Source organism: Bacillus sp. FSL R5-0434 (assembly GCF_038004745.1).
GTDB classification, from domain to species: Bacteria; Bacillota; Bacilli; order Bacillales; family Bacillaceae; genus Bacillus; species Bacillus halotolerans.
Genome location: NZ_JBBORV010000001.1, coordinates 2,021,726 through 2,040,470 on the forward strand (window position 1 = coordinate 2,021,726; position 18,745 = coordinate 2,040,470).

General features: G+C 40.9%; 16 protein-coding genes, 2 pseudogenes and 1 riboswitch. Of the genes and pseudogenes, 6 read left to right on the forward strand and 12 right to left on the reverse strand.

What is annotated here, in order from left to right; all coding sequences use genetic code 11:
• Positions 1–19: 19 nt before the first annotated feature.
• On the reverse strand, positions 20–736 hold the full coding sequence (locus NYE43_RS10085; RefSeq protein ID WP_059293344.1) for a 3-ketoacyl-ACP reductase: 717 nt from the start codon (positions 734–736) through the stop codon (positions 20–22).
• Between the two features lie 149 nt (positions 737–885).
• Between NYE43_RS10085 and NYE43_RS10090 the strand changes: the two genes are divergently transcribed.
• The 3 genes and pseudogenes from NYE43_RS10090 (at position 886) to NYE43_RS10100 (ending at position 2,609) form a co-directional block, all read left to right on the forward strand.
• Positions 886–1,191 (forward strand): DUF948 domain-containing protein, encoded by a 306-nt coding sequence (locus tag NYE43_RS10090; RefSeq protein ID WP_059336520.1) that lies wholly within the window; start codon positions 886–888, stop codon positions 1,189–1,191.
• A gap of 68 nt (positions 1,192–1,259) precedes the next feature.
• Positions 1,260–2,038: pseudogene (locus NYE43_RS10095) on the forward strand (hypothetical protein).
• 43 nt (positions 2,039–2,081) lie between these two features.
• Positions 2,082–2,609, forward strand: a complete 528-nt coding sequence (locus NYE43_RS10100) for a GNAT family N-acetyltransferase (protein WP_326323881.1) — start codon at positions 2,082–2,084, stop codon at positions 2,607–2,609.
• A gap of 292 nt (positions 2,610–2,901) precedes the next feature.
• Here the strand turns inward: NYE43_RS10100 and NYE43_RS10105 are convergent, their stop codons facing one another.
• The 7 genes from NYE43_RS10105 to NYE43_RS10135 all read right to left on the reverse strand — a co-directional run bounded on the left by NYE43_RS10105 (position 2,902) and on the right by NYE43_RS10135 (position 10,470).
• Positions 2,902–3,888 (reverse strand): ABC transporter permease, encoded by a 987-nt coding sequence (locus NYE43_RS10105; protein ID WP_341061753.1) that lies wholly within the window; start codon positions 3,886–3,888, stop codon positions 2,902–2,904.
• On the reverse strand, positions 3,882–4,628 hold the full coding sequence (locus NYE43_RS10110) for an ABC transporter permease (RefSeq protein ID WP_341061755.1): 747 nt from the start codon (positions 4,626–4,628) through the stop codon (positions 3,882–3,884). Before NYE43_RS10110 ends, NYE43_RS10105 begins: the two co-directional genes overlap by 7 nt.
• A gap of 10 nt (positions 4,629–4,638) precedes the next feature.
• Positions 4,639–5,577: an ABC transporter ATP-binding protein gene (locus tag NYE43_RS10115; RefSeq protein ID WP_318752042.1), complete on the reverse strand. Its 939-nt coding sequence runs from the start codon at positions 5,575–5,577 to the stop codon at positions 4,639–4,641.
• Positions 5,578–5,590: 13 nt separating this feature from the next.
• The gene (locus NYE43_RS10120; protein WP_024121646.1) at positions 5,591–6,142 is read right to left on the reverse strand and encodes a MarR family winged helix-turn-helix transcriptional regulator; all 552 of its coding nucleotides are present in this window, start codon (positions 6,140–6,142) and stop codon (positions 5,591–5,593) included.
• 472 nt (positions 6,143–6,614) lie between these two features.
• Positions 6,615–7,859 carry an MFS transporter gene (locus tag NYE43_RS10125; RefSeq protein ID WP_185847891.1) on the reverse strand — a complete coding sequence of 415 codons (1,245 nt, stop codon included), beginning with the start codon at positions 7,857–7,859 and terminating at the stop codon, positions 6,615–6,617.
• Positions 7,860–7,952: 93 nt separating this feature from the next.
• Complete coding sequence (locus tag NYE43_RS10130; RefSeq protein WP_326323884.1) at positions 7,953–9,431, reverse strand: FGGY-family carbohydrate kinase; 1,479 nt, start codon at positions 9,429–9,431, stop codon at positions 7,953–7,955.
• Between the two features lie 16 nt (positions 9,432–9,447).
• The gene (locus tag NYE43_RS10135) at positions 9,448–10,470 is read right to left on the reverse strand and encodes a 2-hydroxyacid dehydrogenase (protein ID WP_254518275.1); all 1,023 of its coding nucleotides are present in this window, start codon (positions 10,468–10,470) and stop codon (positions 9,448–9,450) included.
• A gap of 97 nt (positions 10,471–10,567) precedes the next feature.
• A riboswitch (SAM riboswitch) is annotated at positions 10,568–10,659 on the reverse strand.
• Positions 10,660–10,808: 149 nt separating this feature from the next.
• On the opposite strand from NYE43_RS10135, the gene NYE43_RS10140 reads away from it, so the two are divergent.
• The gene (locus NYE43_RS10140) at positions 10,809–12,851 is read left to right on the forward strand and encodes a molybdopterin oxidoreductase family protein (RefSeq protein ID WP_326323885.1); all 2,043 of its coding nucleotides are present in this window, start codon (positions 10,809–10,811) and stop codon (positions 12,849–12,851) included.
• Positions 12,852–12,961: 110 nt separating this feature from the next.
• Positions 12,962–13,258 carry a hypothetical protein gene (locus NYE43_RS10145; protein ID WP_185847887.1) on the forward strand — a complete coding sequence of 99 codons (297 nt, stop codon included), beginning with the start codon at positions 12,962–12,964 and terminating at the stop codon, positions 13,256–13,258.
• A 436-nt stretch (positions 13,259–13,694) separates the two neighbouring features.
• Here NYE43_RS10145 and NYE43_RS10150 read toward each other — a convergent pair whose 3' ends face one another.
• Both NYE43_RS10150 and NYE43_RS10155 read right to left on the reverse strand, forming a co-directional pair.
• The gene (locus tag NYE43_RS10150; protein ID WP_216394235.1) at positions 13,695–14,393 is read right to left on the reverse strand and encodes an expansin EXLX1 family cellulose-binding protein; all 699 of its coding nucleotides are present in this window, start codon (positions 14,391–14,393) and stop codon (positions 13,695–13,697) included.
• A 292-nt stretch (positions 14,394–14,685) separates the two neighbouring features.
• Positions 14,686–15,363 carry a YoaK family protein gene (locus tag NYE43_RS10155; protein ID WP_106021707.1) on the reverse strand — a complete coding sequence of 226 codons (678 nt, stop codon included), beginning with the start codon at positions 15,361–15,363 and terminating at the stop codon, positions 14,686–14,688.
• A 196-nt stretch (positions 15,364–15,559) separates the two neighbouring features.
• Between NYE43_RS10155 and NYE43_RS10160 the strand changes: the two genes are divergently transcribed.
• Entirely contained in the window at positions 15,560–16,570 is a 1,011-nt protein-coding gene (locus NYE43_RS10160; RefSeq protein WP_395958042.1) for a polysaccharide lyase family 1 protein, read from the forward strand.
• 298 nt (positions 16,571–16,868) lie between these two features.
• On the opposite strand, the gene NYE43_RS10165 is transcribed toward NYE43_RS10160, so the two are convergent.
• Positions 16,869–17,642, reverse strand: coding sequence for an acetoin reductase (locus NYE43_RS10165; RefSeq protein WP_101861438.1), 774 nt, complete (start codon positions 17,640–17,642; stop codon positions 16,869–16,871).
• 370 nt (positions 17,643–18,012) lie between these two features.
• Positions 18,013–18,239 (reverse strand): annotated as a pseudogene (locus NYE43_RS10170) (thymidylate synthase); the annotation flags it as partial.
• Between the last annotated feature and the right edge of the window lie 506 nt (positions 18,240–18,745).

An 18,745-nucleotide genomic window follows, 5' to 3' on the forward strand; every position in this document is an offset into this window, starting at 1 on the left:
CGCTAGACAGGCTTTCGTTTTACGGATTTGTTGACCACAATCCTGCAGATTTAATGAAAATACGCGGATCTAATTTCAATTGAGCTACCATATATTCAGCAAGATCCTCAGGCTGCATAACCTTTTCAGGATTACCGTCTGTCAGGTTCAGTTCAATCGACATATCACTTGCGACAGTGCTCGGCGTTAACGCGCTGACTCTGATATTATGCTTTCTCACTTCTTGCATGAGAGATTCTGTTAACCCAAGAACGGCAAATTTGGATGCGCTGTAAGCGCTTGTGACAGCTGCTCCTCTTTGGCCGGCTGTAGAAGAAATATTAATAATGTCACCAGCTTTGCGTTCAATCATTTCAGGAAGCACCGCACGAGTAACATGGTATACACCCATTAGGTTCACTTGAATGATATTTTCCCACTCATCAGCGGATAGATCTAAGAATCCGCCAAACTTGCTGATTCCCGCATTGTTAATGAGAATATCAATCTCGCCAAGCTCCTCTTTAATAGAAGCCACAGCTTGATCAACATGCGCCGCATCCTTTACATCCGCAGCGGCAAACGCAGCTTTCACACCAAGTGCTTTTACTTCTTCTGCGACTTTCTCAACATTGGCGGCAGTTCGTCCGATTAAACCGATATTTACGCCTTCTTTCGCAAGCGCAAGAGCTGTCGCGCGTCCAATCCCTCTGCCTCCGCCTGTGATAAGAGCAGTTTTATTTTGTAAACTTTGCAATTGAAGCACCCTTTCTTTGTTTACATATGTACGATAACACATTATAAGCACAAGAAAACCAATACGCAAATCATATGAACTGACCAGATAACATTTCACCTGATTATAATAGGCGAAATAGGGTATGACATTAGAAAAGGGGTGAACATATGGTTATCGTTTATATCAGTATCGCAGTAATAGCCATTTCAATCATTTACTTAGGGATAAATGTGATTCAAAACAAGAAGAAAATAGATCCCGCCATGAAGGAACTCACTGCAGTTACGCAATCCATGCAAAAACAAGTTGAAATGGTAAAAACGGAAGCACAGCAGCTGTCTCAAAAACAAAAAATGATTCAGTACGATGTTGAAATGAAAAAAACCGCGTTGCAGCAGACTGCTGCTGAAGTGAAAGAAGCCCCTCAAGCAGTTAAAGAGGTGTGGCACGCAGGACATTTGAATAGAGGTTAAATATGAATGATATCCCGTTGTAACGTTTAAAATGGACAATGGGATATCATTTTTAGGGAGGTTCACCCATGATTGGAAACCGCAGCGGTTTAGCAGCATTTGCAGAGAAATTAAATACTCTTCCGGTATCAAGACCGCTTTCGAAAACGGATTTGCTCACTTCCCCATTTCGCATACACCAAGAAAACGCGCTTGAAATGTACTATTCACCTCATAATGAATATATCAATCAAGATGCTTCAGTTGTGATGTCAGGCATAACGCCGGGTTTTTCACAGATGAAAACAGCTTATGAAACAGCCGCAGAAAGCTTGCGCAAAGGCCGATCTCTAGAACAGATAGCTTTAGACACCAAAAAAGCGGCAGGACTTTCTGGAACTATGAGAGATAACCTGATTACGATGCTGGATCAATGCGGGCTGCCGCAGGTTTTAGGCATTCAAAGCGCCGCACAGCTTTTCGGCGACTTGCGCCATATGCTTCACACCACTTCTGTTATCAAATACCCTGTTTTCATTCAACAGAAAAACTATACAGGACATCGTCCGGCTATCCCCCGCTCATCTATGCTAAGCACTTATGCATATAAGCATTTTCCCGCTGAACTTGAAAAGCTATCGAGCCCTGCTCTTCTTATCCCGCTAGGCAAAGCAGCCGAAACAGTCTGTGAAACACTGATCAGGGAAAACAGCAAATGGCGGCTGACCTGCCTACACGGCTTCCCTCACCCATCGGGCGCGAACGGCCATCGAACGAAACAATTTAATAAAAACAAAGAGGAATTAGAAAAACAAATCCGCTCCTTTGCTTCATCAAATTCGATTTCGTTATAGAAAAGAGGAAATAAAAGGGATATGATAAACCTACATACACCATAAGGGAGGGATTCGGTGTTTCCTGAATTAGAAACCGTCAGGCTTATTCTAAGAGAGTTGACAGAGAAAGATGCGGAAGCCATTTTTACTTGTTTTTCAAACCATGGCGTCACACGCTACTACGGACTTGATCCCTTTGAAAGTATAGATCAAGCAAAAACAATGATTCATCAGTTTGCCGACAATTATCAAGAAAAGCGGGGAATACGGTGGGGAATTGAAAGAAAAGACACCAAAGAACTCATCGGTACGATTGGCTTTCATGCTTTGGCCCCCAAGCATAAACGTGCAGAAATCGGTTATGAAATCAGCCCGGCGAATTGGCGAAACGGCTATGCGTCAGAAGCCATTTTAGAAATTGTGTCTTTCGGCTTTGATATCCTTGAACTAACGAGAATCGGTGCAGTTGTTTTTACGGAAAATGAAGCGTCAAATCGTTTGCTGTTAAAAATGGGATTTCAAAAAGAAGGCGTATTAAGACAATATATGTACCAAAGCGGTGTCCCTTATGATACAAATGTTTATTCTATGATAAATTCATGAAAATCAGAGAATGAGCAGAGATTCTAGCTGCTCTTCTCTAAGTCTCTCGTCTGTTTTCACTCCGCAGGATTGCCTCTCAAAATATCATAGCTAAAATACTCACAGTAGCGGCAATCAAAAAGACCGCATTCCATCGCAGCATTGGCGAAGACGGAGCCTTGTCATATAAAATGTCCGGTTCTGTATTCGTGCCAGCAATGCCACTTCATTCTTAAAAACTCCCTAATAAATAACTCATTATAACGAAACAATAAAAAAGATGCATAGCGTTCTATGCATCTAGTGACATCCATTAAATCCCTTTCTTCATCCTGCTTCTTGTCATAAAGCCACCAAAGAAATAAAATAATGCCGACCAAAGAAAGATATAAAAAAGCTGAAATTTGAATTCCCGCATTGTCTGCCCTATTTCTATCCCATGGATAAAGGTCATGAATGCTTTTTGCGGCAGAATCGCACATAGTGCATCTAAGACGGGAAGATTAGTCGTAAAAGAAATAAAACAGCCTGACAATACAGACGTAACCACACTGATTCCGCTCGTCACCAAGCTTAAGTTTCGATCCATAACTGAGGACATAAAAATAGCGAATGACGCTGCAAGCACTGCGAGAACAGCCAGCAGTTCAGCAAGAATGTCCAAGCGAAAGCCAATATTCACATGAAATAATATTGTTGTCATCACAATGGCCAGATAGGTTGGTATGTATAGACATAAAAATGTAAAGATAAACTGAACACTCAGGTATTTGTTCTCGTTTACGGGTGACACTAAAATCCGCCTGAAGGTTTTAAGCATGCGGTCTTCAGGATACAAGGCAGTGAGCGCGACACCTTGCATAAAAACAAGCATCACGATAAAACCTAAGATATTTGTGCCTGTCCCTCTTTCAGTCCTTATTTTATCCTCTCCTTTATAGCTGTTCGGCATTTTCCCAGTCTCAAAAAGCTCCCGAATCATTTTTTTATTCGCTTCACTCTTCAAAGTGTTTACCTTGTAGTCTTGATGATTTTTTTCTACGACTGCTGCATATTTTCCTAACATAAGATCAGAAAACCTCGGCTTTTGATGGACCATAACCACTCGAAAGGCAGGATCTTTGGGGAGATTTTTCATTTCATCCTGCTCCGTGACAAATGCAATGGTTTCTTTTAAGACCGGTTTACCGGAAAAAAGAATCGCTGCTCCAACCATCAGCGGAATGATAATCACTGCAATGATGATAACGGCTTTCTTCGCCAGTATTCGTTCCCACCTATTTCGGAATAGATTCAGCATACATATCCCTCCGGCTTAAAAACAACATGGGAAACGGCAATACAAACGACTGAAGCCAAGTGAAGAATGGATACCACAGGCAGCAAAATGCTGAAATCATGATCATAAATGAGGCGAAATGAGCATTCCGCTACCCATTTAACCGGAGAAAATACGGAAATTTCATTTACGGTATCTCCAAATCTATGAATTCCGAAAAAAACGCCTCCAAAGAAAACAAAAAAAGCAACTGGAATTTGCATGATACTATTCGCCTGTTCTTCATTTTTAAAAATGCAGCAAAACATGGTGCCGAAACAGCAGCCAAAGAACAAAAAGACATGCAGTAAAAGCAAGATATACGGAAGGTCTTCTCCGCCAAAGTTCAATTTAAAAATCGTTTGGGCCGTCCATACATTCATGCTGTACAATATCACACTGAATATGTAAGTTGATAGTAATTTTGAAAGATAAATACTTGTTTTCGAAACGGGTGCGTATACAAGGCGGATGTTTCCTCTCTTCACCTTTTCTTCCATAAATGTGTTGGACGCGGTCATTGCGATCAGAGCCGCTGAGAAAATGATCATATTCACCCCGTAATAATCGTATGAACTGATACCATCTGCCCCAAAGCTGTTTTTTGTGACAAAACCCATGATCACAATAAGAATGAAAGGAAAAATCGTATTAGCTAAAACGAGAACCGGATTCCTTAAAATATTCATAAAATCAAATGTCATTACTTTTATCAAACTCATGTTGCCTCTCCTAATCTCTTAAATTTCTTCCCGTCAGCTCCAAAAATACCGTTTCTAATGATGCCTCTTGACTGCTCATATGCAGAATGCTGCATCCTTGAACACTTAATTCTGCTATGATTTCACCTAGGAGATCTTGGCTCTTTCGGACTGTAACTTTCAATTCACCCTCTATGGAGTGTACTTTTATAACCCCTTCTATATCCATCAGAATGTTTTTGTTTAATTTATCTGCATTCGCCAGCTGAAAAGAGTAAGTCATTTCTTTATTTACTTTTTTGTACAATTCATCTTTCGTCCCGTTAGCAATGATTTTTCCCTCATTCATAATCATAATCCGATCACTAATAGCCTCCGCTTCTTCCATATAATGAGTTGAGTAAATGATGCTCGCTCCTTTTTCTTTAAGCAATTTAATAGACTCCAATATGTGATTTCTGGATTGAGGGTCTATCCCAACAGTCGGCTCATCCATAATAATCAGTTTCGGCTGATGGGCAATAGCACAGGCAATGTTTAGTCTTCTTTTCATCCCGCCTGAAAAAGTCTTAGGCTTATCATCTTTACGATCATATAGCTGTACAAGCTCCAAGGCCTCCTTAACCCGGGCTTTCAGCTTTTTTCCTTTAAGAGAATATAGACTGGCAAAAAAGCGAACATTTTGCTCAGCAGATATATCCTCATAGATGGCGATATCTTGAGGGACGATTCCGATGCCCTTTTTCATTTTCTTTGCGCTGTTTTTTACATTATGGCCCAATATCGTAACATTTCCGGAAGTGGCCGACAGTACTCCGGATAAAATATGAATCGTTGTGCTTTTTCCTGCTCCGTTTGGGCCAAGAAGCCCAAGGATTTCACTCTCCTTTACTTCAAATGAAATGCCGTCTACTGCAGTTTTGTTCGTGTACTGCTTTTTCAAATTTTCTATTAATGCCACGCTGTTCATACGTATCTCCTTTTTACATTCTCCGTTTTGCGAACTCCTGAAGTATTTTTATTTTCAGATCATCACGTTCTTGTTCAATTTCAAAGTCACGAGCATCTTCTTCGAAACCATCCTGCTCTTCTCCGTCAAAACTGTATAGCTTTTTCAATAAATTCCACAGTGTCTCTAATTCTTCCGTCGAAAACCCCTGAAAAATATCTGCCATAAAGTACACAGCTTTTTCACCGCACTCCTCTAAAACGCGTTTTCCAGAATCGGTAATTTTCACATTAACCGCACGCTTGTCACGTTTACTTGGCACAGTAACGGCATATCCTCTTTTTTCAATACTGCTGACAAGCCTGTTTACGTTCTGTTTCGACGTACCTAATTTTTTGGCAATGTTGTTGAAAGTGGTTTCTTCTTCCGGTAAATGCAGTATGGAGACCATCGTCATAAATTGCCTAGTCGTTAAGCTCTCATAGTACTCATCACCTCGTGATTGAATTTTGTTTAAAACAGAAAAAAGTGTAGCGTAAGACTGCTGCATTAAAAATAAATCTTTTAGTTCTTTAGAAAAGTTCATTATAATCCTCCCAAAAGACAATTTGTTGTCTATATCATCATAGCACTTCGTTTTGGTTTGTCAACATATTGTCTATTTTATTTCAAAAAACTTACGTCCTCGTTTGCAAAACATACAACAATTCCATATTGATCAATATGAAAAAAGGTATATCATGGTTCAGCAACGTATAGTTGTTGAAGAAAAAGCATTGAAATCAGCCTTTTTTGAAGATCTAATTGAAGAGAAATACGGAGACCCTTAAATCGTACTACAATGGTTGAGCCGTGCCCTGCAAAGATACACTTAAAAAAAGGCATACAATCATGAGAGTTAAAAAGCGCTTTAATGCAGAAGCGATCGCCCAAACTATTTTATTGGCGGACTCCTAATGATGAAGTCCCGTCCAGACCAATCATTTGCGCGGCACTCTGTAACTGAAACCATTGCTGAAAAAAATCATAAAAAGCGCCCTGTTTCAGGGCGCTTTTCATCAGGATGCATATTGAGGGGAAGTCTCTTTCTGTACTTCTTTTTCTTCAGGTAGCTTAATACATTTCGTCATGACTGCACTCGCAAGATAAAGCACCGCAAAAATCCAGACAACGCCTTGTGCACCGACGAGTCCGATGAACATCCAAGCTAAAGCAGGTCCGACAAATGCCGATAAGCCGGCTGCGAGGTTCAAAACGGACATGGCGGCTCCTTTGTCTTTTCCGGCAACTGTCGGCACGATCGCACCAATCGGCACGTAGCCTGCCAGCAAACCGCCCCAGATAAAGCCGATGATGCTCACAACAGCTATATTCCCGCCTGAAAAAACAGGCGCATAGTATAATAAAACGGTGAAAATGCCGCAGCCGACACCTCCAAACCAAATGACGGTGTTTTTCCATCCGAATTTATCACCGACAATTCCAAAAATGAGGTTAAATACAATGTTGCCCAGAAAAATCGTTCCCCAAATCTGCAGCCACACATTAGTTGAAATGCCGTGCTGAGCCATGTGCATCGGCAAAAACACAGGGAAACCATATGTGCCGATGCTGTTGATGATTCTAATCATTCCTCCTGTCAGCACCCGCGGATTGGTAACAAGAATGGTAACCCCTTTTAAAAGCTCCTCCGCCGTTTCTGATCTTTTTCTTTTCTTTTTTTCAAACCGGTCTTTATTAATAAACAACGCGAAGACTGCACCGAGGCATACCCAGAAAATAGAACTCCACAGCGTATTTAAATAACCAAACGTTTTAATTGCATAACTTGAATACCAAGCACCGAAAACAAACATGCCCAGACAATACGCAATCCAAAACCAGCCGACAGCTGTGCTGAGCCTGTTCTGCGGTGTTCTGTAGATGACCCATGTCAAGAAGGAATAAGCAAAAAGCGGGTATCCTAAGCCTTTAATAAAGTAAGTCACATACATGACAGGCAGATTTAGCTGTTCAAATCCGAAGACGATAAAAGCCGCTGTACCGATCACATAAAACAACAACCCCATAAACATCGTCCGCTTTGCGCCAAATGCTTCCAGACACACACCCGAAAACCATGAAGCGATGGCCAGTGAAATGCCGTATATACTAAAAATCGAAGCGGATTGCTGAACGGTGAGCCCATTTTCAATCAGAAAAGGACTGAGCCATCCTTGTTCAAGACCGTCTCCCATCATAAACAGCACAACCCCTAAAAACCCCCATGCCAGCCGCTTTGGTATACCAATTTTATCTAACATATCTGTATCCTCCTTAGATGCTTATCTCAATTACCGTATTACCTCATTAAAGTAAGAAAATGTATAATTCCTCAATTAGCGGCAAATTCCGCCTTATACTAATACCTTGTTTCCCGATGACGGCTCTAACCCTGAAAAGAAGCGTTGGACCTGCTTCCACTCCTCGTATAAAGTCATTTCTATCCGGCAATCCTGCGGTTCTATCACCCGAACACTTCCAGACATTTCTTCGGTCAATCTATAGGCCTCATTGCAAACCACCGCAGCACCAACGACTGATGCCTGACTGTACCCTTCTTTGACATAAATTTTTTTCTGAAGAAGATTGGCGATATATTGTGTAAATGCTCTGCTTTGGAATCCGCCTCCGCATCCCCACACATAGTCACGATCAAACGGAGTGATCTCTGTTAAAATGTCAAAATTCCATTTGATTGAACATGCAATCTCCTGTAAGGCTGCACGTACAAAATGCGCTCTGCTTAAATGGGCTGAAAGCGGTACATCAAAGAGAAAGCCGCCTTTCGTCAGGGCGTTTTTTTCTGCCGATAAATACGAACCGAGGGAAGATACACATGCATGATCTTCCTTAGCAAGAGCAGCAATCTCTTCTTCCATCACATCGTACGGTTCATTCGGATAGAAAATATCCTTTAATTTTTGAAAATTCAGACCTGTTACCCCGGGATTTGTCTCCGCAAGCCACTGTCCTTGGTCTGTGTGGCAGTTCAGCCAGGCTTTATTTTGTCTGTCCTCATGAATTTCACCAATAATTTTGGTAATCGGTGTTGTCGTACCTGATACAATGACTGCGTCTCCCAAAGCAGCACCAGTGCTTTTGACAGCAAGCTGTGTATCTCCCCCACCCGCTATAACCTTCGCATGATGTGATAGTCCCAATTCTGCTGCATACTCATCTGTTATCGATCCAATGACTGTTCCCGCTCTTACTAGAGGCGGAAGAATAGATGGCGAGAAACCGAATATATTGCACATCTCTTCTGACCATGTATTTTGTTTTACATCAAACAGCAGCGTTTCCGTCGCCTGTGACGGTTCATATGTCAATACTCCGCTCAACAGATACGTCACCCAATCACTGATGCTTGTGAAGCTTGCAGTTTTTTCCCATAAGGAGGGCTGGCGGTGCTTTAAACCATAAAGCTTGAGCGCTGAAAAAAGCGCAGTCGGCAGACGGCCTGTTCGGCTGTATACTTCTTCCCGATTCGGTATGTTTTCCTCCCACTCCCTGCCCCGATTGTCAATGTTGGGCAGACCGAGGAAAGACTCACCATTTTGATCAAACAGCACGATCCCCTGTCTTTGACTTGTTGAAGTGAGACCAATAATTTCAATATGATGAGAACGAGAAATCGCACGTTTAGCCAGATTCATGATTTGATTCCACAGCGCCTGTGGAGAAAAATAGCGGCTGTCCGGGTAAAGCGGCTCGGTCGTATATACAATGTCCTCCCGTTCAACCGTTTGAACGCTTCCCGACACACTTACGACCGCAACTCTTGCATTGCCAGTGCCAATGTCAAATACGAGATAACCTTTTTGTTTCGTCATCCTGATGCCCTCCTTTTTACACCTCTGCTTTAAGATCGTTTTTGTTATATATAGTCGGAATATTGAGAGTTTTTTCATCCTTCCACTTTTTAAGCGCTTCGTTCAGAATGGTAACGTGATGATCCTCTACTTCAAATGTCGCTCCTGCTAAATGCGGTGTTGCCAGAACATTAGGCAATGAAATAAATTCATAATCCGATTGCTCTGGCGGCTCATGATAAAAAACGTCTAATATCGCACCTCTGATTTTACTTTCTTTCAGTACAGATAAAAGATCCTCTCGGTTTACCACGACAGCTCTTGATGTATTCACGAAAATGGCGCTCTCTTTCATCAAGTCAAAATACGGCCGATCAATGAGGCCAAGCGTATCATCTGTACGCGGCAGATGAACAGAAACGATATCACTATCTGAAAAAACCTTCTCCAGAGATACTTTTTCATATTGCGGATAATCGTGCTGTACGTATGGATCGTAATACAAAACCTTGCAGTCAAACGCAGTCAGCAGTTTTGCAATTCTTTGCCCAACCGCTCCGAATCCGACCATACCCACGGTTTTTCCTGTTATTTCATTACCTTTGAATTTGGCATACGCCTGCAAATAATCGCTGTTCCATTTTCCATCCTTTAGCCATTGATTAGAGGTATTCGTATGCCGGAGAAATGAAATCACATTTCCAATAAACATTTCAGCAACAGCTTGTGCGTTGCGCCCAGGTGTATAGAAAACCGGAATGTCTCTGTTTGACGCTGCTGCCACATCAACATTGGAAGGCATTCCCCTGCATACTCCCACAAATGAAAGTTCCGGCATTGATGCAAACACGTTTTCTGTCACCTGATCAAGCTCAGTAATCAAACCCGTCGCATTTGATCCTTTTAATAGCTGAATCAATTCATCTTCCCTGTATGCCCGGCCGTTTTCTTTCCAAGACTGATAAACAACGGAACCGAACAATTCTTCAAGCTCTTTTCGTCCTTCTTCGTTGTACGGTGCTGTAATCAAAACCGTCATGATGCAAAACATCCTTTTCATCGTTATTTTTCACACAAAAAAATCTCTCTCCAAAGATGGAAAGAGATTCATGTATAGGCGCACTCTGCCACAGACAGAAGCCGATATAAACCTTACTTTCCTATCTTTCAAGCTGACGCTTGCTGGAATTGGCACAATAATGTTGCCGAGGTTTCATAGGGCCAGTCCCTCCACCTCTCTTGATAGAAAATGTTTTGTATGTAATTTTCAGAATTGAGAATACGTTAATCATAAAGAAGACCCAGATTGATGTCAATGTCTTTTTTTTCAGAATTGACGTTATCATTCGAAATGTTATAATTCTTACAATATATCTAACTAGGGAGAGGAACTGGGCTATGAAATCGTTCGCCACTCAACAAAACGGCATTTTTAAATCCGTTTGCTCACTGGACTGCCCGGACCAGTGCGGATTGCTGGTACATAAAAAAGACGGGAAAATTGTGAAAGTGCAGGGTGATCCTGATCACCCCGTGACAGCCGGAAATATATGCAACAAAGTACGAAATATGGCTGAGCGCCTCTATGATGAAAAGCGGCTGACGACTCCGCTGAAACGAACAGGTGTGAAGGGCGAGGCAGAGTTTAAACCAATTTCTTGGGAAGAAGCGATTGACACCATCACATCCCGCTGGAAACAGCTGATTGATCAAGAAGGAGCTGAAAGCATACTGCCTTACAGCTTTTACGGCAATATGGGAAAATTAACGGCTGAAGGAATGGACCGCCGCTTTTTTTACCGCTTGGGCTCAAGCCAGCTTGAGCGGACGATTTGCAGCAAAGCCGGATCAGAGGGCTATAAATATACCATGGGTGTGAGTGCTGGAATCGATCCTGAAGAAACGATCCATACGAAACTGTTTATCTTTTGGGGAATTAACGCAGTCAGCACAAATATGCATCAAATTACAATCGCCCAAAAAGCACGGAAAAAAGGCGCAAAAATTATTGTGATTGATGTGCATAAAAATCAGACAGGGCGTCTAGCAGACTGGTTTATTCCTATAAAACCCGGTACCGACAGCGCGCTTGCCCTCGGCATCATGCACATTTTATTTAAAGAAAATCTTCACGATGAAGCGTTTCTTTCAAAATATACAGTCGGCTATGAAGAACTGCGCGAGCATGCGAAACAGTACCATCCAGAAAAGGTATCCCTGATCACTGGTATCAGTACCGACGATATCTATCAGCTGGCAAAAATGTATGGTGAAACCTCCCCTTCCTTTATCAGAATCGGAAACGGCCTTCAGCATCATGACAACGGCGGAATGATTGTAAGAACGATTGCCTGTCTTCCGGCAATTACCGGTCAATGGATGCATACAGGAGGCGGTGCCATCAAGCATAACAGCGGGATTTTAGAATATAACACCACCGCGCTTCAGCGTCCTGATTTACTGAAAGGCCGCACACCGAGATCGTTTAATATGAACCAGCTGGGCAGAGTTCTTCTGGAAACAGACCCTCCTGTTCGCTCCCTCTTTATTTATGGGACGAATCCAGCCGTTGTGGCGCCAGAAGCGAACAAAGTCAGACAAGGCCTCCTGCGGGATGACTTGTTCACCGTGGTTCATGATTTGTTTTTAACAGAAACGGCCAAATATGCGGACATTGTACTGCCCGCTGCATCTGCTTTTGAAAATACTGATTTTTACACCTCATACTGGCATCATTACATTCAGCTGCAGCAGCCGGTTATTGAGAAATACGGAGAAAGTAAGTCTAATACTGAGGTATTCCGGTTATTGGCTGAAGCAATGGGATTTACGGATCAGGAGCTAAAAGACTCAGATGAAGATTTAATCCGCCAGGCGCTTCACCATCCGGATAATCCTTATTTAGCAGAGATTACTTATGAATCACTTACTGAACGTTCGTTTATGAAGGCGAAGCGTGAAAAGCCGCTATTTCCGGGTAAATTGCCGACACCGAGCAGAAAAATAGAATTATATTCAGAAAAAATGAAACAAGCCGGTTTCCCGCCGTTACCGACACATACGCCGCTTGCGCCGGATCATGAATTTCCGTTTATGTATGTTCCCGGGCCTAATCATAATTTCTTAAACTCAACGTTTTCCAATAATGCAAAACACGTCAAACTTGAAAAGACACCGAAACTCTTTATCAACACGAAAGATGCCGAAAAACACGGCATCACTGATGGTGAAGCCGTACGGATTTGGAACAGCCGAGGTGAGTGTGAACTAACCGCCGCAGTTGGAGAACAAGTGCTGCCCGGTGTTGTCGTCAGTCAAGGATTATGGGCAGATGAACCAGGCAAAAATCAGCTTGTTAACGCCCTGACCCCCGACCGCTTGTCTGATATGGGCGGAGGTGCCACTTTTTTCTCAGGCCGAGTGCAGATTGAAAAAGCATAGAAACCGTCCAGAGCTTGCTCTGGCGGTTTTTTGTGTACACAGTCAACAAAATGAAACCAATGGTATAGATTGACCGTATAACATGACGAGTACATAATGGAGGCATACACATGGACGTTTTTTTAGGAATCGGTATTGCATTGGCTGGATATTTTATCGGAGAAGGATTAAAGCATATTAACAACCCAAAAGCTAACGAAAAAAATGACATCATGCTGATTAAAGAACGAGATATTTACTTTTACATCGGGCATTTTTTAGGAATAACCCAAGCGGAGGCGAAACTCTTAGCAAAGGATCTCACAGACCTCCCTCATATTGATATTGACGGAAAAAGATATGTGCAAAAACATATCTTAAGAGAATGGGTATTAACATTAGGAGAGAAACAACAAGCGAAAGATTAATGCGAATTTTTCAATAAGACGAGCTATGAAATTTCTTTCCCAAACACAACAAAAAGCAGGATTGGAAACGCTTTTTGATCAATTTATTGGTTCTTTAGTTATTTATTTAATTTGAAACCAATCAACACATTAACGAAAGCAGCCCACATATGCAAATATTGATTTTTACTTATCAAGTATAGGTATTGCTGTCTTTGGTGGAGGGGTTGCCAAATGAATACAGAGTCACCATCTAGCATCCAAGTAGCTGAAAGACAAAGACCAGTCGCAGGATTCGTTTAGCCCTTTTTCTTGAGCAGGACTTTTCATTTAAAATGTTCCTCTACCGTTGCTGTGCCAACTTGCATAAGTAAGTCACAACATTCTTATTTCATAATCATTTGCACGTATAAAAAAACGGCGGAAAATTTAGATTTTCCGCCGTTTTTCAAAGGTTTTATTCAGGAAACTGAACATGCCCGGGAACTGTGTACGCCCCAGATGTTCCGTTTGCAGGAAGCTTTGGAATCGTGTCTTTTACAACTTTTCCTCGAATGTCAGTGATTCTGACTTTAAGAGAGCCCGTTCCTAAATTGGTGCTGAGGAAATGATTATAGTCCGTTTTCTCCATGTTGATCCACTTTCCGTCTTTGTAGTATTCCATTTTCATAGCGGGATACTTGTGATTTCTAACTTGGATTGCCGCCCACCACTGGCTGCTGCCTTCTTTAATCCGGTATGTGAAATTGCCAGTGATTGGCGCTTTGATCACACGCCATTTGATTTTGATTTTCCCATCTTTCATAGCACCGATTTTGCTGAAGGCATTGGGTGAAAGATCAAGGGCTCCTGGGGCACCCTCAGGATATAGATCGGTAACATAGACGATCGTCTTCCCCTTTGGCCCTTCCACTTCAAGATAAGAGCCGGCAAGAGCGGCTTTCACACCGCCGTAATTAAGATCCTTTGGGTTAATTGCCGTAATCTCCATGTCAGATGGGATAGGGTCAAGAAGGAAAGCTCCTCCTGAATAGCCTGATCCGGTATAGGTTGCATAGCCTTCGTGCAAATCGTTATAGGCTGCCGAAGCCTGCGGGCAAAAACAAAGAATCATCAACATAACCACGCTAATAACAGCACTGATCTTCTTTTTCATAGACATCCTCCTAATCCAAATTTCGAATGAGAATCATTATCATTGTAATACTCACTCGATATGGATTGAAAGAGGACATAGATTCATAGATTGATTTATGCCTAATTCACTATTCTATATATATCAAAGGGTGCGTTTTATACGACTATGCAATACTTATGTTCAGATGCACATATGAGCCAAAATTCTTGTTTCATTAATATGGATAGAATATGGATAGCTATAGTGAGGATCTGAAGTATATCAGCTCAAAAAATTCCCATCCCCGCTTGAAATCGCAAGCGGGAGAATTTCACTTTACCTTTTGCAACTTGGTCAGAGCAGTAAGTATAATACCTAAAATGAGCACAATCGGAAACCAGATAATAATGTAATGAAAATGTGGATCTGCAAAAGCTACAATAACAGCCCCCACACAATATAATATGATGGCCAGCGCCCTTAACACAGCATCTCTTAAGAATGTTTTATTCTGTTTAGAGAAAAACAACCGGCCGGAAAGATCCTCTAAAAGAGAAGCCAATGTTCCGGTCAAAACTGTAGAAGAAATGCCTGCAATCCCCAGTTGTTTAGCTGCTATTGTTTGTATCCCCATGGCAATACTCAAAAGGATAATAAGGATGTACACCGGAACGAAAGCAGCAGATATTGAAAGACAAGCAAAAACAAATAAAATGAACGCTTCAATTGCCAGAGCTTTTGTTACAGCGGATGGCCAAAATGTTTTCTCTGCCTTTCCAACAATGATCGTGGAAACAATCACTCCCACGATAAAGCCGATTAGCGCAGTTAAAGAATGAAAAACAGTGACTTGAAGAGATTTTCCGATTGCTAATCCCAATAAAACGATATTTCCCGTCATATTAGCAGTGAAGACGTGTCCTAGGCTTAAATAACCGATCACATCCACGATTCCCGCTGTTAAACAAAGAAGAGAAAGCAAAGTGTTTCGATATGCTGCAGCAGTCAATGGTGTATCAATCCTTTCGTGTGGTTCCAACTGTAACTCTTTTATTTGCATCAAAAAACATATAAAATCCCGGTTTTGATCAGGAATATAGACTCTATTCTTACTGTTGTCCAACTGTAATAATAATCCATATGTAAATTATTTAAATTTGAAAGGAAGCTGAGTGGCTTTGAAACGATTTTCTTTATTATTTGCCATGTTAAGTTTATTATTGCTTCTCTTGCCTGAAAAAGCTTTAGGCGCCGTCGATTTTCCAAATACCTCGACGAATGGCATTTTAGGATTTGCCGGAAATGCAAAAAATGAAAAAGGAGTCTCTAAAGCCAGCACAACCGGCGGAAAAAACGGCCAGATCGTTTATATCCAAAGTCTAAATGATTTAAAAACCCATCTGAGCGGATCAACACCTAAAATTTTAGTGCTTCAAAATGATTTAACCGCTTCTTCAAAAACAACGGTAACGATTGGTTCAAATAAAACACTTGTAGGTTCTTACGCTAAAAAAACGCTGAAAAATATTTATTTAACAACATCTTCTTCATCCGGAAACGTCATCTTTCAAAATCTGACCTTTGAACACAGCCCGCAGATTAACGGAAATAACGATATTCAGCTTTATCTCGATTCAGGCTTTAACTACTGGATCGACCATGTTACATTTTCAGGACACAGCTATAGTGCTGGCGGAAGTGACCTGGACAAGCTGTTGTATATCGGTAAATCAGCTGATTATATCACCATCAGCAACTCAAAATTCGCAAATCATAAGTACGGTTTAATTTTAGGATATCCTGATGATTCCCAGCACCAATATGACGGCTATCCGCACATGACCATCGCCAACAACTATTTTGAGAATTTGTATGTAAGAGGCCCGGGGCTGATGAGATATGGCTATTTCCATGTCAAAAACAATTACAGCAACAATTTTAACCAAGCAATTACCATCGCGACAAAAGCAAAAATATACTCTGAATACAATTATTTTGGAAAAGGCAGCGAAAAAGGCGGAATCCTTGATGACAAGGGCACCGGATACTTTAAGGATACAGGAAGCTACCCATCCTTGAACAGACAATCCTCTCCGTTGACAACGTGGAATCCAGGCTCCAATTACAGCTACCGGGTACAAACTCCGCAGTACACAAAAGAATTTGTCACAAAATATGCCGGATCACAAAGTACAACATTGGTTTTTGGCTACTGACACAAAGAGGGCTTGCATAACGCCAAGCCTCTCTTTATGGCTATGTATTGTTCGTCTGGCTTGTGTCTAAAACTCACATGCGCCACGATGTTGCTTGTCCAACATATCATTCCTGCACAAGATGAACATGCTGACGGACCAAATATTTTTTTGCCAAAATGTTCACTCCATTTTCATTGAATGAACACACGGACCTCTGAATTGCTTTTCTTATTATACAACTAGGTCAATATGGTTTCATCTCAAACAAAAAGAATCCATTTCTAAAATGGATTCTTTTATTTTACTGTACATTCTATCATCTATAAACCAGGCCGCCATCAGTTAAAATAGCTTGACCGGTGATATAATCTGAATCATCTGAAGCTAGAAATGAGACTAAATTGGCCACATCTTCAGGAGTTTGATATCTTTTTAGAGCAATGTCTGAAGAGAATTTTTCAAAAGCTTCTCCTGGTTTTAAATCATCGCTATGTTTAACCATTTCCTCATCAATGCGATCCCACATTTTTGTTTTTGCAACACCAGGACAATATGCGTTAACTGTTATTTTATATTTGGCTAACTCTTTAGCAGCTGAATGTGTAAAAGATTTCACTGCGTGCTTCGTTGCGGAATATGTGCCAAGCATTTCAAATGATTCGTGACCTGCTATACTGCATGCGTTAATGATTTTGCCTTTTGTTTCTTGCTTAATGAACTGATCAGCAGCTGCTTGAGTACCAAACACAACGCCATTGACATTAACCTTGAACAATTGATTCAGTTGTTCTTCTGTTATTTCTAAAAATGGCGAAACTGCCTCAATGCCTGCATTGTTTACAAACACATCCAAACGGCCAAATGTATCTGCCGCTGCTTTAACTAAATTGAATTGATCATCACGCTTGGATACATCCCCTTTTACTCCGATAACATGATAGCCTTTTTCTTTGAAGTCTGATACAGTTGCATGCAGCAGTTCTTCGTTAATATCATGCAGAACGACACTAAAACCATCCTTGCACAATCTCTCTGCTATCCCTCTCCCTAATCCGCCTGCGGAACCAGTAACTATCGCTACCTTGGTCATAAATATTCCCCTTTCACAATGAGGTATAGTGACGATATATTTATTTTAACAAATCAGTGTTTATCCACATAATGTAAACTGCTGTCTCAAAAGAAAACTTGTGTTATTTTAATTAATTCAAGTTGAAATCATCATGTGTAAAGTAATAAAGTTCTTCACTTCAGGATTGATCCCTTAATTGAGATGATCTATAGGACATGTGTAACCAAGCCCTCATTATTGTTAAAGATATGGACACCGGGCTCTTATCCATTTTCTTTAGTATTCATGTGCTGTAATACATTGTATTGGATTTCATTAGACCGGTACCCAATGTTTCATTGCTACGGTCTTACCCATAAATGTTCCGCCGAATACACGAAGTCCGCCGATGTAGTTTTCCTTGATTACAATACCTTTGAATTTCGTAAAAGCATAGTGTGTAAATGCCTTTGAGTTTAATTGGTCTTGATTCCAAAGCATGCGTGATGAAGCGTTCTTTAACTGATGAAGAAGATCATCGACCTGGTCAACTTTTTCATCAGTTAACATTCTATTTTCTTAGCAAGCTTAGTAATCATATGTATTGCCGATGCTGCCGTCCTCTTGTTTCCTTTGTAATTCTTTAAGCTGCAAGCTTTTTCTGGCTCCTACTTGGTTTAAATTCTTCAACTGAGATATCATTATTTATAATTGAGATGTATCGTTTAACAAATAGAGTTATCCTAATTTACTTCCTTTTTTATCAGATTCTTAATTTTTAATTTATATTTATGTGGTTTTAAAGAGGAGAAAGTCCCCTCTTTTACACTTGTATTTCTTCATAACATAGTTACCGCCAGTTTGATACATGCAACGTTGATAGCATAGTTGTGGATCATAAGAGATTGTTTGGTATTGAGGCACATGATAATTCAGATAGTAAGGAGTTTGTGTATACCAAACTGGATATTGTCTAAACACATCGAACCCTCCATTCGCTCATCTAGTTTACTGTATTGTATTTACCTCACAGCCAAATGTCATTTGTCCATACGAAATTAGGCATTCTTTAAAAGAACCCCCCCTTTATTAGAGCAATTGATCTTTTCAACACATTTAGTTATTTTTTTATTCTTTAACAA

What these genes read in the sequence shown, in the direction of transcription:
- NYE43_RS10090 (WP_059336520.1), top strand. Translation starts at nt 886, where the DNA reads ATGGTTATCGTTTATATCAGTATCGCAGTAATAGCCATTTCAATCATT.
- NYE43_RS10105 (WP_341061753.1), bottom strand. Translation starts at nt 3,888, where the DNA reads ATGCTGAATCTATTCCGAAATAGGTGGGAACGAATACTGGCGAAGAAA.
- NYE43_RS10110 (WP_341061755.1), bottom strand. Translation starts at nt 4,628, where the DNA reads ATGAGTTTGATAAAAGTAATGACATTTGATTTTATGAATATTTTAAGG.
- NYE43_RS10115 (WP_318752042.1), bottom strand. Translation starts at nt 5,577, where the DNA reads ATGAACAGCGTGGCATTAATAGAAAATTTGAAAAAGCAGTACACGAAC.
- NYE43_RS10120 (WP_024121646.1), bottom strand. Translation starts at nt 6,142, where the DNA reads ATGAACTTTTCTAAAGAACTAAAAGATTTATTTTTAATGCAGCAGTCT.
- NYE43_RS10125 (WP_185847891.1), bottom strand. Translation starts at nt 7,859, where the DNA reads ATGTTAGATAAAATTGGTATACCAAAGCGGCTGGCATGGGGGTTTTTA.
- NYE43_RS10130 (WP_326323884.1), bottom strand. Translation starts at nt 9,431, where the DNA reads ATGACGAAACAAAAAGGTTATCTCGTATTTGACATTGGCACTGGCAAT.
- NYE43_RS10135 (WP_254518275.1), bottom strand. Translation starts at nt 10,470, where the DNA reads ATGAAAAGGATGTTTTGCATCATGACGGTTTTGATTACAGCACCGTAC.
- NYE43_RS10140 (WP_326323885.1), top strand. Translation starts at nt 10,809, where the DNA reads ATGAAATCGTTCGCCACTCAACAAAACGGCATTTTTAAATCCGTTTGC.
- NYE43_RS10145 (WP_185847887.1), top strand. Translation starts at nt 12,962, where the DNA reads ATGGACGTTTTTTTAGGAATCGGTATTGCATTGGCTGGATATTTTATC.
- NYE43_RS10150 (WP_216394235.1), bottom strand. Translation starts at nt 14,393, where the DNA reads ATGAAAAAGAAGATCAGTGCTGTTATTAGCGTGGTTATGTTGATGATT.
- NYE43_RS10160 (WP_395958042.1), top strand. Translation starts at nt 15,560, where the DNA reads ATGTTAAGTTTATTATTGCTTCTCTTGCCTGAAAAAGCTTTAGGCGCC.
- NYE43_RS10165 (WP_101861438.1), bottom strand. Translation starts at nt 17,642, where the DNA reads ATGACCAAGGTAGCGATAGTTACTGGTTCCGCAGGCGGATTAGGGAGA.